The following is a 15,266-nucleotide window of genomic DNA, read 5'->3' as shown; positions in this document are numbered from 1 at the left end:
GAAGGGGCGGTACGCGTGATGCGTACCGCCCCTTCGGCGTCAGGTCCCGTAAGGCGTCCCCGGCTCCGGTAAGTCCGTCCGGCGTTCCCGGGAGGTCCGTCCGGCGTCCCCGGCTCCGGGGAGGTCCGGTCCCGTGAGGCGCCCTCAGTCCTCGGAGGTACCCCGGCCGCCGTCCTCCGGCGTGTCCGGCGTGTCAGGGGTGTCCGGCGTGTCGGCCGTCCCCGCCGCGTCCGGCGTCCCCGGCGCACCGGGCGCCTCCGGCTTCGGCGGCCTCGCGGTCCGGCCGCGGCCGCCCGGCGCGTCACGGCGGAAGGAGCCGCCCTCCCCGCCCTCGGCCGTCGCGTGGCCGCCCGGCGGGCTGACGTCCCGGCGCCGCAGGTAGCGCTCGAACTCGCGGGCGATCGCCTCGCCCGACGCCTCCGGCAGCTCGGCGGTGTCCCGGGCCTCCTCCAGCGTCTGGACGTACTCGGCGACCTCGCTGTCCTCGGCGGCCAGCTGGTCCACGCCCACCTGCCAGGCACGCGCGTCCTCGGGCAGCTCGCCCAGCGGGACCCGCAGGTCGAGCAGGTCCTCCAGGCGGTTGAGCAGCGCGAGCGTGGCCTTGGGGTTGGGCGGCTGGGAGACGTAGTGCGGCACGGCGGCCCACAGCGACACCGCGGGGACACCCGCGTGCGTGCACGCCTCCTGGAGCACGCCGACGATGCCCGTGGGGCCCTCGTACTTGGTCTCCTCCAGGTCCATGCGCTGGGCCAGGTCGGGGTCCGAGGTGACTCCGCTGACCGGCACCGGGCGCGTGTGCGGAGTGTCCCCTAGCAGGGCGCCCAGGATGACCACCAGCTCCACACCCAGCTCGTGCGCGAAGCCCAGCAGCTCGTTGCAGAACGACCGCCAGCGCATGGACGGTTCGATACCGCGCACCAGCACCAGGTCGCGCGGCTTCTCGCCGCCGATCCTGACCACCGACAGCCGGGTCGTCGGCCAGGTGATCTTGCGTACGCCGCCGTCCATGAACACCGTGGGGCGGTTCACCTGGAAGTCGTAGTAGTCCTCGGCGTCCAGCGCCGCGAACACCTCGCCCTTCCACTCGCGTTCCAGATGCGCGACCGCCGTGGAGGCGGCGTCGCCGGCATCGTTCCAGCCCTCGAACGCGGCCACCATGACTGGGTCGATCAGCTCGGGAACCCCCTCCAGCTCGATCACCCAGTGCCTCCTTCCGACGTGCCCTCGCTTGACGTCCCCACCTTACGGCGTCCGACGGGGGCTACCGCAGCCCCCTCACGCGGGGGCACGGACGGATCACTGCCCCGATCACGTGCCCGGAACACCCCCGGTGAGCGGGGAGCCGTGTGCACCGCACGTCACGGCCGTGTCGCCGGGCCGGACGGCGGCGGCTCCCGCGTCCGGCCCCGCGCCCGTCCGGGGACCCGTCAGCCGAACACCTTCACGGCCTGGTAGTAGGTCCACGCCGTGCCGTCGCAGCTGGACTTCGTGGCACCGCTGTAGGCGGCGCAGACGCGTTCCAGGTCCGCGTACAGGGCGTCGTCCAGGCGCGACTTGTTGGCGCTGAAGGTGCCGGCCGCCTTGTAGTTGCGGTAGCCGAAGTCGTGCCGGGCGCAGGACGTGGCGAAGGGGAAGCCGAAGGGGTTGTCGGGGGAGTCGGAGCAGTAGTCGGTGGACCAGTCGAACCCGTAGGCGGACCAGGCCCCCTGGTTGGCGCGGGCGGCGGCCCACGCGTTGTAGCTGGACGCGCTGGTCTGCGTCCACCCGGACAGCACCTGCGGCTTGTCGGCGGGCGCCGCGCTCGCGGCGGTCGCGGTCGCGGTGACGGTGACGAGGGCCAGGGCCGTGGCGGCCAGACCGGTGGCGACTCTGCGGTGCATCCCACACCTCCATGAGGACTGCCGCCCGTCCCATGGGCAGCAGGTTCATGACAATGACGATGCCCATCACGCGTCACACTTCATTCCTTCAATCACTGCTGTATCAGCGGCAACTTCACGGAAAAATCACGGAGTTGAGGCGAAAGCGTGGCGAATCCACGGCCGGCGAGCGGACGGCGGGACGAACGGCGCACCGGCCGCGGCGGGGTGGCGCCGCCGCGGGATGCCCTCGATGTCCTCACACCGCGTCGAACCACTCCCTGTCCCCGGCCCAGTGCCGCACCCAGCCGGCGAACCCGGGCTCAGCGGTCGTCCCGCCGAACGGGGCGCCGAGGTCCCGTGCCGCGCCGGGTTCCACCTGATCGATGTCCACGCGCACATACGTATCACCGGGCGGCGCGCGCCCGCCGTGCGGGGGAGCGGCGGACGCATGGGGGAGGGGCGGACGCACGGCAGGGGCGGTCCCCACCGGGGGACCGCCCCTGCCGTCCGTTCCGGACCCGGTGCGTGCCCGGGGCCGTGCCGCAGCCGCGCGCCGGGCCCGCCGCGGGGGCGGCCCGGCGCACGTGTCACCTGTTGTCGAGGACGCCCTGGACGCCGGCGCGGACCTCGTCCGTGGCGAGACCGCGGATGGTCAGCGTCGTCCGGCGGCGCAGGACGTCGTCCGCCGTCTCGGCCCACTCGTGGTCGCGGGCCCAGACGACCTGGGCCCAGATCTCTGGGGCGTCGGGGTGGACGCGCTCGGCCAGCTCCGGGCTCTCGTTCGCCAGGCGGGCGATGTCGAAGGCCAGCGAACCGTAGTGGGTGGCCAGGTGCCGGGCGGTGTCGGCGGCCATGCGCGGGCCGGGCGCCGGACGGTCCACCAGCAGCCGGTGGGCCACCGCGCGCGGGTTGGCGACACCGGGCAGCGGGAGCCGCTTGGGCAGCGAGGAGACCGGCTCGAAGTCCTCCCCCAGCGGGTGGCCCGGCAGCTCCTCCAGCTTCTTCATGACCGTACGGCCGATGTGCCGGAACGTCGTCCACTTGCCGCCCGCCACGGACAGCATGCCGCTCCTGCCCTCGGTGACCACGGTCTCGCGCTTGGCCTTCGCGGTGTTCCCGGGGCCGCCCGGCAGCACCCGCAGACCGGCGAAGGCGTAGGTGATCAGATCCCGGCTCAGCTGCTGGTCGCGCACGGAGAACGCGGCCTCGTCGAGTATCTGGGATATGTCCTTGTCGTCGACCGCGACGTCCGCCGGGTCGCCCTCGAACTCCTCGTCGGTCGTGCCGAGCAGCAGCATGTCCTCCCAGGGCAGGGCGAACGTGATGCGGTACTTGTCGATCGGGGTCGCCAGCGCCGCCTTCCAGGGCGAGGTGCGCTTCAGCACCAGGTGCGCGCCCTTGGACAGGCGGATGGACGGCGCCGCGTGCGGGTCCTCCATCCGGCGCAGGTGGTCGACCCAGGGGCCGGTCGCGTTCAGCACCAGGCGGGCGTTGACGCCGAACTCCTCACCTGACAGCCGGTCCTTGAGCTCGGCACCGGTGACCCGGCCGCGGGTGAAGCGCAGCCCCGTGACCTCGGCGTGGTTCAGGACGACCGTGCCCGCCTCGACCGCCGCGCGGACCGTCATCAGCGCCATGCGGGCGTCGTTCATCTGGTCGTCGCCGTACACGGCCACGGCCTTGAGGTTCTCGGTGCGCAGCTCGGGCACGTCCTGCGCCGCCTTGGCGGGGGAGAGCAGATGTCCCACGCCGTCGCCGAACGCGGACAGCGCCGAGTAGGCGAACACGCCCGCGCCGAGCTTCGCCGCGCCGTGCGGGCCCCCCTTGTACACGGGGAGGTAGAAGGTGAGCGGGTTCGCCAGGTGGGGGGCCACCTGGCGGGAGACCGCACGGCGCTCGAAGTGGTTCTCCGCCACCAGCTTCACCGCGCCGGTCTGCAGGTAGCGCAGACCGCCGTGGAGCAGCTTGGAGGAGGCGGAGGAGGTGGCGCCGGCGAAGTCGCCGGCGTCGACCAGCGCCACCCTGAGACCGGACTGCGCGGCGTGCCAGGCGGTGGAGATGCCCAGGATGCCGCCGCCGATCACAAGAAGGTCGTACGACGCCTTGGAGAGTTGCTCCCTGGTCTCGGCGCGGCTCGCACGGGAGCCGGAGGCCGGGTGCGTCCCCAGGGCAGGCACGGACTTCAGGGTGGTGGGACTGGTCATGTCGGGTACTTACTCCTCGTCAGAGCGGCTGAGCGGCGGTCGGGCCGCTCAGCTCTCGTCTTCGAGCCAGCCCATGGTCCGGTCGACGGCCTTGAGCCAGTTCTTGTACTCACGGTCGCGGGTCTCCGCGTCCATGCGGGGGGTCCACTCGGCGGCCCGGCGCCAGTTGGCGCGCAGTTCGTCGGTGCTGGACCAGAAGCCGACGGCGAGGCCGGCGGCGTAGGCGGCGCCGAGGCAGGTGGTCTCCGCGACCATCGGGCGCACCACGGGCGCGTCCAGGACGTCGGCGAGCGTCTGCATCAGCAGGTTGTTCGCGGTCATGCCGCCGTCGACCTTGAGGGTCACCAGCTCGTCGCCGGAGTCCTTGGTCATGGCGTCGGCGATCTCGCGGGTCTGCCAGGCGGTCGCCTCCAGGACGGCGCGCGCGAGGTGCGCCTTGGTGACGTACCGGGTCAGGCCGGAGATCACACCGCGGGCGTCGGAGCGCCAGTGCGGGGCGAACAGGCCCGAGAAGGCGGGCACGAAGTACGCGCCGCCGTTGTCCTCGACCGACAGCGCGAGCGTCTCGATCTCGGCGGCGGTGGAGATCAGGCCCATCTGGTCGCGCATCCACTGCACCAGGGAGCCGGTGACGGCGATCGAGCCCTCCAGCGCGTACACGGTCGGCTGGTCGCCGATCTTGTAGCCGACCGTGGTCAGCAGGCCCGCGTAGGAGTTGATGATCTTGTCGCCGGTGTTCATCACCATGAAGGTGCCGGTGCCGTAGGTGGACTTGGTCTCGCCCTCGGAGAAACAGGTCTGGCCGAACAGGGCCGCCTGCTGGTCGCCGAGCGCGGAGGCGACCGGGATGCCGCCGAGCAGCTCGCCGAGGCTGCCGCCGGTGACCTCGCCGTAGATCTCGGCGGAGGAGCGGATCTCGGGCAGGATCTCGAGGGGGACGCCCATGGACTCGGCGATCTTCTCGTCCCACTGCGTGGTGTGCAGGTTCATCAGCATGGTGCGGGAGGCGTTGGTCACGTCGGTGACGTGCTTGCCGCCGTTCACCCCGCCGGTCAGGTTCCAGATGACCCAGGTGTCCATGGTGCCGAAGAGGATGTCGCCGGCCTCGGCGCGCTCGCGCAGGCCCTCGACGTTGTCCAGCAGCCAGCGGGCCTTGGGGCCGGCGAAGTAGGACGCCAGCGGCAGGCCGGTCTGGCGGCGGAAGCGGTCCTGGCCGACGTTGCGGCCCAGCTCCTTGCAGAGGGCGTCGGTGCGGGTGTCCTGCCAGACGATCGCGTTGTGGACGGGCTCACCGGTGTTCTTGTCCCACAGCACGGTGGTCTCGCGCTGGTTGGTGATGCCGATGGCCTTGATGTCCTCGCGGCTGATCTCCGCCTTCTGCAGGGCGCCGGCGACGACCTCCTGGACGTTGGTCCAGATCTCGTTGGCGTCGTGCTCGACCCAGCCCGGCTTGGGGAAGATCTGCTCGTGCTCCTTCTGGTCGACGGAGACGATGCGGCCGTCCCGGTCGAAGACGATGCAGCGCGAGGAGGTCGTGCCCTGGTCGATCGCCGCGATGAAGGGGCCTGCGGTATGGGCGTCGGTCACTGTGTGCTCCTGAAAGATCCTGGGTGAGGGGGCTGTACGTACGGCGCGTGCTGGAAGCGGGTCACTTCTCTAAGCAAAGGCGACGTTGTATATGCCTGCAGCGATGGCGCCGCCGATCAGCGGACCGGCCACCGGGATCCAGGCGTACCTCCAGTCGGAGCCGCCCTTGTTGGGCAGGGGCAGCAGGGCGTGCACGATGCGCGGACCGAGGTCACGGGCGGGGTTGATGGCGTAGCCCGTGGGCCCGCCGAGCGAGAGGCCTATGGAGACGACCACCAGCGCGGTGATCAGGGCGCCCAGCGTGCCGAGGCCGTTGCCCTTGTCGTTCAGGCCCTGGGTGAGGACCGCGAGCACCAGCACGACCGTGCCGATGATCTCCGTGGCGAGGTTCTGCAGCACGTTGCGGATCTCGGGACCGGTGGAGAAGATGCCGAGCACGGGACCCGCGGCCGCCTCCTCCGCCTCGACGGCCTTGGCCGCCGTGGCCTGGGCGCCGGGACCGCCGACGATCTCCTTGTCGGTGAGGTGCGCCTGGAACTGGCCGTAGTAGGCGAGCCACACCAGGGACGCGCCGATCATGGCACCGAGCAGCTGACCGCCCCAGTAGACGGGGAGGGTGCTGAAATCGTGGTCCTTGATCGCGAGCGCGAGCGTCACGGCCGGGTTCAGATGCGCGCCGGACAGGGGCGCCGAGGTGTAAACGGCCGTCAGAACGGCGAAACCCCACCCGAAGGTGATGGCGAGCCAACCGGCGTTACGGGCCTTGGAGGCCTTCAGCGTGACGGCGGCGCAGACGCCACCGCCGAGCAGGATGAGTATGGCGGTACCGATGGTCTCGCCGATGAAGATGTCGGAGCTGGACACCCGCGACTCCTTTGTCCTTCGTCCAGGGAAGCCGAACCCCGGATCTCTCCGGGGGTTCTGGCGCCCTCATGGGATGAGAGCGTTGCCGGCCCTTGGCGTTGTCACACTCTAGCGCGTATTACCGGTAGTTGTTCGACAATGCCGACCGATGGACGGGAGTCTCGCTTCGGCGTCACTCGTGCGTCAAGGGTTCTGTAATCGAAAACAGGATCGTTATTGATCGCACGCGCCTATGGTTCGTCCTTTGCTCAGCGTCACGTGCACGCTTTGGTGAGTTATATGTCCATTTCAGGACATGCGAAGAACCGGAACGCCGTCCCGCGTCCCGGTCGCTCACCGATGGCCCACTCGCCGCTCAGGGCGCGGATGTTCCGGTCGTCACACCGTCGCCGCGCCGGCCCGCGAGGGTCCCCTCAGAACCGCCCCATGCCCAGATCCCGCGACACCGCGCGGGCGCAGTCCCGCACCGCCGCGATCATCTCGGGCCGCAGCCCCCCGTCGGGGTGCAGCCGCTCCACCGCCCCCGTGATGCCGACCGCGCCCACCGGCATCCGCCGCCGGTCGTGGATGGGCGCGGCGATCGACGCGACGCCCTCCCAGGTCTCCTCCACGTCCGCCGCGTACCCCCGCGCGCGCGTGAGGTCCAGCAGGTTCTCGAAGTCCGCCGGGCCGCACACCGTCCGGTCCGTGAAAGCGGTGCGCGAACTCTCCAGGACCTCGCTGTGCGCCACCGGGTCGTACGCGGCCAGCACCTTGCCCAGCGCCGTGGAGTGCAGCGGCTGCATGGCCCCGATCTCCAGCACCTGCCGGCTGTCGTCCGGCCGGAAGACGTGGTGCACGATCAGCACCCCCTGCTGGTGCAGCACCCCCAGATAGACGCTCTCCCCGCTGGACCGCGCCAGATCGTCGGTCCACACCAGGGCCCGCGCCCGCAGTTCGTGCACGTCCAGGTAGGTGGTGCCCAGACGCAGCAGCTCGGCGCCCAGCTGATAGCGGCCCGAGGCCTCGTCCTGCTCGACGAACCCCTCGTGCTGGAGGGTGCGCAGAATGCCGTGGGCCGTACCCTTGGCCAGACCGAGCGACGAGGCGATGTCCGAGAGGCCGAGCCGCCTCTCACCGCCCGCGAGCAGCCGCAGCATCGCGGCCGCGCGTTCGAGCGACTGGATGTTCCGTGCCATCGCCGTCCTGCCTCCGTCCCTTCGACCGCCGACGCCTGCACACGCACCGTTCGGCAATGTCGAACACTACCGGTCCATGTCGACCTCCCGCCAACGGTCGGACGACTCCTGTCGCATCCACCGGGCCCGCGCGGCGCGGCCCGGCCACCCGGTTCCGCCATCCGCGTCCGCCTCGTGGACGCCGGTGCCCATCCAAGCCCACTCCCGGTTACGCTGACGCCGTGCCCCAACCCGGTCCGCCGGGAAAGCCGCATAGCCGACAGCCGTCGCATCCCAGGGAGCCCCTTCATGGCCTCGTCGCCAACGACCCCTTCCGCCGACAGCCGGACCCGTGCGTCCGCGCTCCGTGAGGCACTCGCCACCCGCGTGGTGGTCGCCGACGGAGCCATGGGCACGATGCTCCAGGCCCAGGAGCCCACCCTGGAGGACTTCCAGGACCTCGAGGGCTGCAACGAGATCCTCAGCGTCACCCGCCCCGACATCGTCCGCTCCGTCCACGAGGCGTACTTCGCCGTGGGCGTCGACTGCGTCGAGACCAACACCTTCGGGGCCAACCACTCCGCGCTCGGCGAGTACGACATCGCCCACCGCGTCCACGAACTGTCCGAGGCCGGCGCCCGCGTCGCCCGCGAGGTCGCCGACGAGTTCACCGCCCGCGACGGCCGCCCGCGCTGGGTGCTCGGCTCCATGGGCCCCGGCACCAAGCTCCCCACCCTCGGCCACGCCCCCTACACCACCCTGCGCGACGCCTACCAGCGCAACGCGGAAGGCATGATCGAGGGCGGCGCCGACGCCCTCCTGGTCGAGACCACCCAGGACCTGCTCCAGACCAAGGCGGCCGTCCTCGGCGCCCGCCGCGCCCTCGACGTCGCCGGCCTCGACCTGCCGCTCATCGTCTCCGTCACCGTCGAGACCACCGGCACCATGCTGCTCGGCTCCGAGATCGGCGCGGCCCTCACCGCGCTGGAACCGCTCGGCATCGACATGATCGGCCTGAACTGCGCCACCGGCCCCGCCGAGATGAGCGAGCACCTGCGCCACCTCGCGCGCAACGCCCGCATCCCGCTGTCCTGCATGCCCAACGCCGGACTGCCCGTCCTCGGCAAGAACGGCGCCCACTACCCGCTGACCGCGCCGGAACTCGCCGACGCCCAGGAGACCTTCGTCCGCGAGTACGGCCTCTCCCTCGTCGGCGGCTGCTGCGGCACCACCCCCGAGCACCTGCGCCAGGTCGTCGAACGCGTCCGGGACCTCACCCCGCCGACCCGCGACCCCCGCCCCGAGCCGGGCGCCGCCTCCCTCTACCAGTCCGTCCCCTTCCGCCAGGACACCTCCTACCTGGCCATCGGCGAACGCACCAACGCCAACGGCTCCAAGAAGTTCCGCGAGGCCATGCTCGAGGCCCGCTGGGACGACTGCGTGGAGATGGCCCGCGAACAGATCCGCGAGGGCGCGCACATGCTCGACCTGTGCGTGGACTACGTCGGCCGCGACGGCGTCGCCGACATGGAGGAACTCGCCGGCCGCTTCGCCACCGCCTCCACCCTGCCCATCGTCCTCGACTCCACCGAGGTCGACGTGCTCCGCGCCGGCCTGGAGAAGCTCGGCGGACGCGCCGTCATCAACTCGGTCAACTACGAGGACGGCGACGGCCCCGACTCCCGCTTCACCCACGTCGCCCGGCTCGCCCGCGAACACGGCGCCGCCCTGATCGCCCTCACCATCGACGAGGAGGGCCAGGCCCGCACGCCCGGGAAGAAGGTCGAGATCGCCGAACGGCTCATCGACGACCTCACCGGGAACTGGGGCATCCGCGAGGAGGACATCCTCATCGACACCCTGACCTTCACCATCTGCACCGGTCAGGAGGAGTCCCGGGGGGACGGCATCGCCACCATCGAGGCGATCCGCGAACTGAAGAGGCGCCACCCGGCGGTGCAGACCACGCTGGGCCTGTCGAACATCTCCTTCGGCCTCAACCCCGCCGCCCGCATCCTGCTCAACTCCGTCTTCCTCGACGAATGCGTCAAGGCGGGCCTGGACTCGGCGATCGTGCACGCCTCCAAGATCCTGCCCATCGCCCGGTTCAGCGACGAAGAGGTCACCACCGCCCTCGACCTCATCCACGACCGCCGGCGCCCCCAGCAGGGGGACGAACCGGCCTACGACCCGCTCCAGAAACTCATGCAGCTCTTCGAGGGCGCCACCGCCAAGTCGCTGAAGGCCGGCAAGGCCGAGGAACTGGCCGCCCTCCCGCTCGACGAGCGCCTCAAGCGCCGCATCATCGACGGCGAACGCAACGGCCTGGAGGCCGACCTCGACGAGGCCCTCACCCTGCGCCCCGCCCTCGACATCGTCAACGACACCCTCCTGGACGGCATGAAGGTCGTCGGTGAACTCTTCGGCTCCGGCCAGATGCAGCTGCCGTTCGTCCTGCAGTCCGCCGAGGTCATGAAGACGGCCGTCGCCCACCTCGAACCCCACATGGAGAAGTCGGACGCCGAGGGCAAGGGCACCATCGTGCTCGCCACCGTCCGCGGCGACGTCCACGACATCGGCAAGAACCTCGTCGACATCATCCTGTCCAACAACGGCTACAACGTCGTCAACCTCGGCATCAAGCAGCCCGTCTCCGCGATCCTGGACGCCGCCGAGGAGCACAGCGCCGACGTCATCGGCATGTCCGGCCTCCTCGTGAAGTCCACGGTGATCATGAAGGAGAACCTGGAGGAGCTGAACCAGCGCGGCCTCGGCGCCCGGTTCCCCGTCATCCTCGGCGGCGCCGCCCTCACCCGCGCCTACGTCGAGCAGGACCTCCACGAGATCTACGAGGGCGAGGTCCGTTACGCCCGCGACGCCTTCGAGGGCCTGCACCTGATGGACGCCCTCATCGGCGTCAAGCGCGGTGTCCCCGGCGCCCGGCTGCCCGAACTCAAGCAGCGCCGGGTCCGGGCCGCCACGACGGTCGTGGAGACCCCGGAGCGCCCCGAGGAGGGCCACGTCCGCTCCGACGTCGCCACCGACAACCCGGTGCCCACCCCGCCCTTCTGGGACACCCGCGTCATCAAGGGCATCCAGCTCAAGGAGTACGCCGGCTGGCTCGACGAGGGCGCCCTCTTCAAGGGCCAGTGGGGCCTGAAGCAGGCCCGCACCGGAGACGGCCCGACCTACGAGGAACTCGTCGAGACCGAGGGCCGCCCGCGCCTGCGCGGCCTGCTCGACCGGCTCCAGACCGACAACCTGCTCGAAGCCGCCGTCGTCCACGGCTACTTCCCCTGCGTCTCCAAGGACGACGACCTCATCATCCTGGACGAACGGGGCAACGAACGGACCCGGTTCACCTTCCCGCGCCAGCGCCGCGGCCGCCGGCTCTGCCTCGCCGACTTCTTCCGCCCGGAGGAGTCCGGCGAGACCGACGTCGTCGGCCTCCAGGTCGTCACCGTCGGCTCGCGCATCGGCGAGGAGACCGCCCGGCTCTTCGAGGCCAACGCCTACCGCGAATACCTCGAACTGCACGGCCTGTCCGTGCAGCTGGCCGAGGCACTCGCCGAGTACTGGCACGCCCGGGTCCGCTCCGAACTCGGCTTCGCCGGCGAGGACCCGGCCGGCATCGAGGACATGTTCGACCTGAAGTACCGCGGAGCCCGCTTCTCCCTCGGCTACGGCGCCTGCCCGGACCTGGCCGACCGCGCCAAGATCGCCGCGCTGCTCGAACCGGAGCGGATCGGCGTCCAGCTGTCCGAGGAGTTCCAGCTCCACCCCGAGCAGTCCACCGACGCCATCGTGATCCACCACCCCGAGGCCAAGTACTTCAACGCCCGCTGACAGGTCCGGGCGGGGCACCGGGCCACGGGCACACCGAAACCCTCCCTGACCTGCGCCGGAGGTGTTCCAAGGGATACCCCGGCGCGAGCCGGATAAACGAGGCGATCCGCCCGCCGGCGACGTACACTGGTCGGTCCACTGCAGGCCGGTTCCCTGTCCGGGAACCGGCCTGGCCGTCCCTCAAGGAGGTGCGCCCGGATGACCGGTACGGTCCCCGCGCCCGGAACCCTTCCCCACGCTCTCGGCACCACCCGAGCCGGGAAGACCACAACGGCCGAAAGCCTGGCCCTCGAAGCGGTGCTCCTCGACATGGACGGCACCCTGGTGGACACCGAGGGCTTCTGGTGGGACGTCGAGGCGGAGGTCTTCGCCGCCCTCGGCCACACCCTCGACGAATCCTGGCGGCACGTCGTGGTCGGCGGACCCATGACCCGCAGCGCCGGCTTCCTCATCGAGGCCACCGGCGCCGACATCACCCTCGCCGAACTCTCCGTCCTGCTCAACGACGGCTTCGAGGACCGCATCGGCCGGTCCCTGCCCCTGATGCCCGGCGCCGCCCGGCTGCTCGCCGAGCTCCACGAGCACGCCGTCCCCACCGCCCTGGTCTCCGCCTCCCACCGGCGCATCATCGACCGCGTCCTGACCGTCCTCGGCCCGCACCACTTCACCCTCTCCGTCGCCGGGGACGAGGTCTCGCGCACCAAGCCCTACCCCGACCCGTACCTGCTCGCCGCCGCCGCACTCGGCGTGGACCCGGCCCGGTGCGCCGTCGTGGAGGACACCGCGACCGGCGTCGCCGCCGCGGAGGCCGCGGGCTGCCAGGTCGTCGCCGTCCCCTCCATCGCCCCCATCGCCCCCGCCGAGCGGCGCACGGTCGTCACCTCCCTGGAAGAGGTCGACCTGACATTTCTGCGCGGTCTGATGACGCAAATGCGCTAGCCGTTCACCCAGCGTGCAAAGCCCATTGCGTGCACCAGGCACATTTCCCCGCCGGGCGCCCGGATCGAATTGCCCGGCGTTCACCTGGCTGAATTCCACTAATGGGACCCCGCGCGCCGATTTGTGACCTTCCTCACTCGAAGTGGTCTAGACATCGTCACCCGCATGTGCCGGACGGCCCGCCCCGGGGCCGCCCGGCGCGCCCTTGTGTCCCGATTGATGGATCACTGCACCAATCCTGCCGCCGCAGGGCCTTCGGTGCGTCCGCAACCGGTTCCGCTGCGTGATGGGCCCTCAACTCAACGCCCTGTGAACGTTCCTGTGAGCGCGGACTAATCTCATCGCGAGAACATCGCACAACCCCCGTGATCCGCCGCACCACTCATGCGTGACGGGTGCACGAAACGAAGAGCTCTGGAGAAAGTCCGCATGAACCGCAAGACTTTGGTGCTCCCGGCCGTGGCCGGACTGTTGACGCCGATTCTCGCCGCCTGCGGTGGATCCGACGACGGGGGCAAGAGTGACGACGCCATCACCGTCGGCACCACGGATCAGTTCGTCGCCACGAGCGACGCACCGGCCCCGCTCGACCCCGCCTTCGCCTACGACGTCGGCTCCTGGAACATCCTGCGCCAGACGCAGCAGACCCTCATGACCCAGCCCAAGGGCGAGGGCCAGCCCGTCCCCGAGGCCGCCGAGAGCTGCGCCTTCACCGACAGCGGCAACGAGCGCTACGTCTGCAAGCTGCGTGACGGCCTCAAGTTCTCCAACGGCGACGAGATCACGGCCGCGGACGTCAAGTACTCCATCGAGCGCGTCCTGCACATCAACGCCGACACCGGCGTCGCCGCCCTGCTCAACACCATCGACACCGTCGAGACCCAGGGCGCGCGGGACATCGTCTTCCACCTCAAGACGGCGGACGCCACCTTCCCGTTCAAGCTGTCCACCCCGCCGTCCAGCATCGTCGACCCGAAGCTCTACCCCAAGGACTCGCTCCGCAAGGGCTTCAACGTCGACGGCTCCGGCCCCTACACCTTCAAGGGCACGATCGCCGGCGACGCGATGAGCGCCGCCACGTTCACCAAGAACCCTTCCTACAAGGGCAGCGTGACGCTGAGCAACCAGAAGGTCGTCCTGCGCTCCTACAAGACCGCGGACCAGATGGGCGTCGCCATCGACAAGGGCGACATCGACGTCATGACCCGCAACATGTCGCCGGCGCAGATCCAGAAGCTCGACGCCGGATCCGACAAGAACGCCGCGATCGTCGACATGCCGGGTATGGAAATCCGCTACCTGGCCTTCAACACCGACGCGCCCACCGTGAAGTCCAAGGCCGTCCGCCAGGCCATGGCCCAGCTCATCAACCGTGACGAGATCATCTCCAAGGTCTACGGCACGCAGGCCGCCCCCCTGTACTCGCTGGTCCCGGCCTCCCTCACCGGCCACTCCAACTCGTTCTTCAACAAGTACGGCCCCCCGAGCGCCGACAAGGCCAGGGACCTGCTGACGCGCGCCGGCATCACCACCCCGGTGAAGCTGACCCTGCACTACACCACCGACCACTACGGCTCCGCCACCAAGCAGGAGTTCGAGATCCTGCAGCAGCAGCTCAACGGCAGCGGCCTGTTCGACGTCACCATCCAGGGCGCCCCCTGGGCGAAGTTCCGCCCGGCCGAGCTCAAGGGCGAGTACGACGCCTTCGGCATGGGCTGGTTCCCCGACTTCCCCGACGCCGACAACTTCCTCGCGCCGTTCCTCGACAAGGACAACGTCCTCAAGTCGCCGTACACCAACACCAGCGTGCAGCGGACGTGGATCCCCGAGTCCCGCCGCGAGGCCGACCGCCTCGACGCCGCCAAGACCCTCACCGAGATCCAGGACGCCGTCGCCGAGGACGTCCCGCTCATCCCGCTGTGGCAGGGCAAGCAGTACGTCGCCGCCCGCGACGACATCACCGGCATCTCCTACGCGCTCAACTCCACCTCCACGCTCCAGCTCTGGGAGCTCGGTCGCGGCGTGAGCAGCTGACACACCACCGGCGGACCCCTCCGGGCCCGCACACGCCAAGGGCGCCCTTCCACCGGAAGGGCGCCCTTCGCCGTCGTGACCCCGAAGCCGCCGCTACTGCGCGCCCGGACGCACCAGACCGCTCTCGTACGCGTACACCGCCGCCTGCACCCGGTCCCGCAGACCCAGCTTCGTCAGCACATGACCCACATGCGTCTTCACCGTGGTCTCGCTCACGAACAGATCCGCGGCGATCTCCGCGTTCGACAGCCCCCGCGCCACCAGCTTCAGCACCTCCACCTCACGGTCCGTCAAGGTGTGCAGCGTGTCCGGCACCGGCTCCTCACCCGACGGCAGATGCGTCGCGTACTTGTCCAGCAGCCGCCGCGTGATGCTCGGCGCCAGCATCGCCTCGCCGGCCGCCACCACCCGGATCGCCTGCACCAGCTCATGCGCCGGGGCGTCCTTCAGCAGGAACCCGCTGGCCCCCGCGCGCAACGCCTCCACCACGTACTCGTCCAGATCGAACGTGGTCAGCACCAGCACCTTCGCCGGACCGTTCCGCTCGGGACCGGTGATCTGCCGGGTCGCCTCCACCCCGTCCATCCGGGGCATACGGATGTCCATCAGCACGACATCCGGTTGCAGGGCACGTACCTGGTCGAGGGCCTGCAGACCGTCACCGGCCTCACCGACGACCGCGAGATCCTGCTCGGCCTCCAGAATCATCCGGAACCCGGTACGCAGCAGCGGCTGGTCGTCGACCAGTAGGACGCGGATCGCCACGAGACACT

Annotated in this window: 11 protein-coding genes; 3 read left to right on the top strand and 8 right to left on the bottom strand. The window is 70.4% G+C overall.

Going from position 1 to position 15,266, the window contains the following annotated elements; translation table 11 throughout:
* Nucleotides 1-144: 144 nt before the first annotated feature.
* The 7 genes from ACIPRD_RS25705 to ACIPRD_RS25675 all read right to left on the bottom strand — a co-directional run bounded on the left by ACIPRD_RS25705 (nt 145) and on the right by ACIPRD_RS25675 (nt 7,695).
* On the bottom strand, nt 145-1,200 hold the full coding sequence (locus ACIPRD_RS25705) for a PAC2 family protein (RefSeq protein ID WP_401566256.1): 1,056 nt from the start codon (nt 1,198-1,200) through the stop codon (nt 145-147).
* A gap of 227 nt (nt 1,201-1,427) precedes the next feature.
* On the bottom strand, nt 1,428-1,880 hold the full coding sequence (locus ACIPRD_RS25700; protein ID WP_356400085.1) for a phospholipase: 453 nt from the start codon (nt 1,878-1,880) through the stop codon (nt 1,428-1,430).
* 238 nt (nt 1,881-2,118) lie between these two features.
* A complete protein-coding gene (locus ACIPRD_RS25695) occupies nt 2,119-2,253 on the bottom strand; it encodes a hypothetical protein (protein WP_401566253.1) in 135 nt (44 codons plus the stop codon).
* Between the two features lie 196 nt (nt 2,254-2,449).
* Entirely contained in the window at nt 2,450-4,066 is a 1,617-nt protein-coding gene (locus tag ACIPRD_RS25690; RefSeq protein WP_401566250.1) for an FAD-dependent oxidoreductase, read from the bottom strand.
* Nucleotides 4,067-4,114: 48 nt separating this feature from the next.
* The gene (glpK, locus tag ACIPRD_RS25685) at nt 4,115-5,653 is read right to left on the bottom strand and encodes a glycerol kinase GlpK (protein ID WP_356400092.1); all 1,539 of its coding nucleotides are present in this window, start codon (nt 5,651-5,653) and stop codon (nt 4,115-4,117) included.
* A 69-nt stretch (nt 5,654-5,722) separates the two neighbouring features.
* Nucleotides 5,723-6,517: an MIP/aquaporin family protein gene (locus ACIPRD_RS25680; RefSeq protein WP_356400094.1), complete on the bottom strand. Its 795-nt coding sequence runs from the start codon at nt 6,515-6,517 to the stop codon at nt 5,723-5,725.
* A 413-nt stretch (nt 6,518-6,930) separates the two neighbouring features.
* Nucleotides 6,931-7,695 (bottom strand): IclR family transcriptional regulator, encoded by a 765-nt coding sequence (locus ACIPRD_RS25675; RefSeq protein ID WP_356400096.1) that lies wholly within the window; start codon nt 7,693-7,695, stop codon nt 6,931-6,933.
* 288 nt (nt 7,696-7,983) lie between these two features.
* Here ACIPRD_RS25675 and metH point away from each other — a divergent pair, with 288 nt between their 5' ends.
* The 3 genes from metH (at nt 7,984) to ACIPRD_RS25660 (ending at nt 14,493) form a co-directional block, all read left to right on the top strand.
* The gene (gene metH / locus ACIPRD_RS25670; protein WP_356400098.1) at nt 7,984-11,520 is read left to right on the top strand and encodes a methionine synthase; all 3,537 of its coding nucleotides are present in this window, start codon (nt 7,984-7,986) and stop codon (nt 11,518-11,520) included.
* A 198-nt stretch (nt 11,521-11,718) separates the two neighbouring features.
* Nucleotides 11,719-12,459 carry an HAD family phosphatase gene (locus ACIPRD_RS25665; RefSeq protein WP_356400100.1) on the top strand — a complete coding sequence of 247 codons (741 nt, stop codon included), beginning with the start codon at nt 11,719-11,721 and terminating at the stop codon, nt 12,457-12,459.
* Nucleotides 12,460-12,888: 429 nt separating this feature from the next.
* Nucleotides 12,889-14,493, top strand: coding sequence for an ABC transporter substrate-binding protein (locus ACIPRD_RS25660; RefSeq protein WP_401566245.1), 1,605 nt, complete (start codon nt 12,889-12,891; stop codon nt 14,491-14,493).
* A gap of 93 nt (nt 14,494-14,586) precedes the next feature.
* On the opposite strand, the gene ACIPRD_RS25655 is transcribed toward ACIPRD_RS25660, so the two are convergent.
* On the bottom strand, nt 14,587-15,258 hold the full coding sequence (locus ACIPRD_RS25655) for a response regulator transcription factor (RefSeq protein WP_356400105.1): 672 nt from the start codon (nt 15,256-15,258) through the stop codon (nt 14,587-14,589).
* Nucleotides 15,259-15,266 lie beyond the last annotated feature (8 nt).

Source organism: Streptomyces sp. NPDC090108 (genome assembly GCF_044747185.1).
In the GTDB taxonomy this organism is placed as follows: domain Bacteria; phylum Actinomycetota; class Actinomycetes; order Streptomycetales; family Streptomycetaceae; genus Streptomyces.
Note: the sequence above shows the minus strand (reverse complement) of the source record. Positions and strands in the feature narration are given on the sequence as shown.

Bases quoted from the DNA above. Each gene is read 5' to 3' on its own strand.
- ACIPRD_RS25665 (WP_356400100.1), top strand. From the start codon at position 11,719: ATGACCGGTACGGTCCCCGCGCCCGGAACCCTTCCCCACGCTCTCGGC.
- ACIPRD_RS25675 (WP_356400096.1), bottom strand. From the start codon at position 7,695: ATGGCACGGAACATCCAGTCGCTCGAACGCGCGGCCGCGATGCTGCGG.
- metH (WP_356400098.1), top strand. From the start codon at position 7,984: ATGGCCTCGTCGCCAACGACCCCTTCCGCCGACAGCCGGACCCGTGCG.
- ACIPRD_RS25690 (WP_401566250.1), bottom strand. From the start codon at position 4,066: ATGACCAGTCCCACCACCCTGAAGTCCGTGCCTGCCCTGGGGACGCAC.
- ACIPRD_RS25700 (WP_356400085.1), bottom strand. From the start codon at position 1,880: ATGCACCGCAGAGTCGCCACCGGTCTGGCCGCCACGGCCCTGGCCCTC.
- ACIPRD_RS25660 (WP_401566245.1), top strand. From the start codon at position 12,889: ATGAACCGCAAGACTTTGGTGCTCCCGGCCGTGGCCGGACTGTTGACG.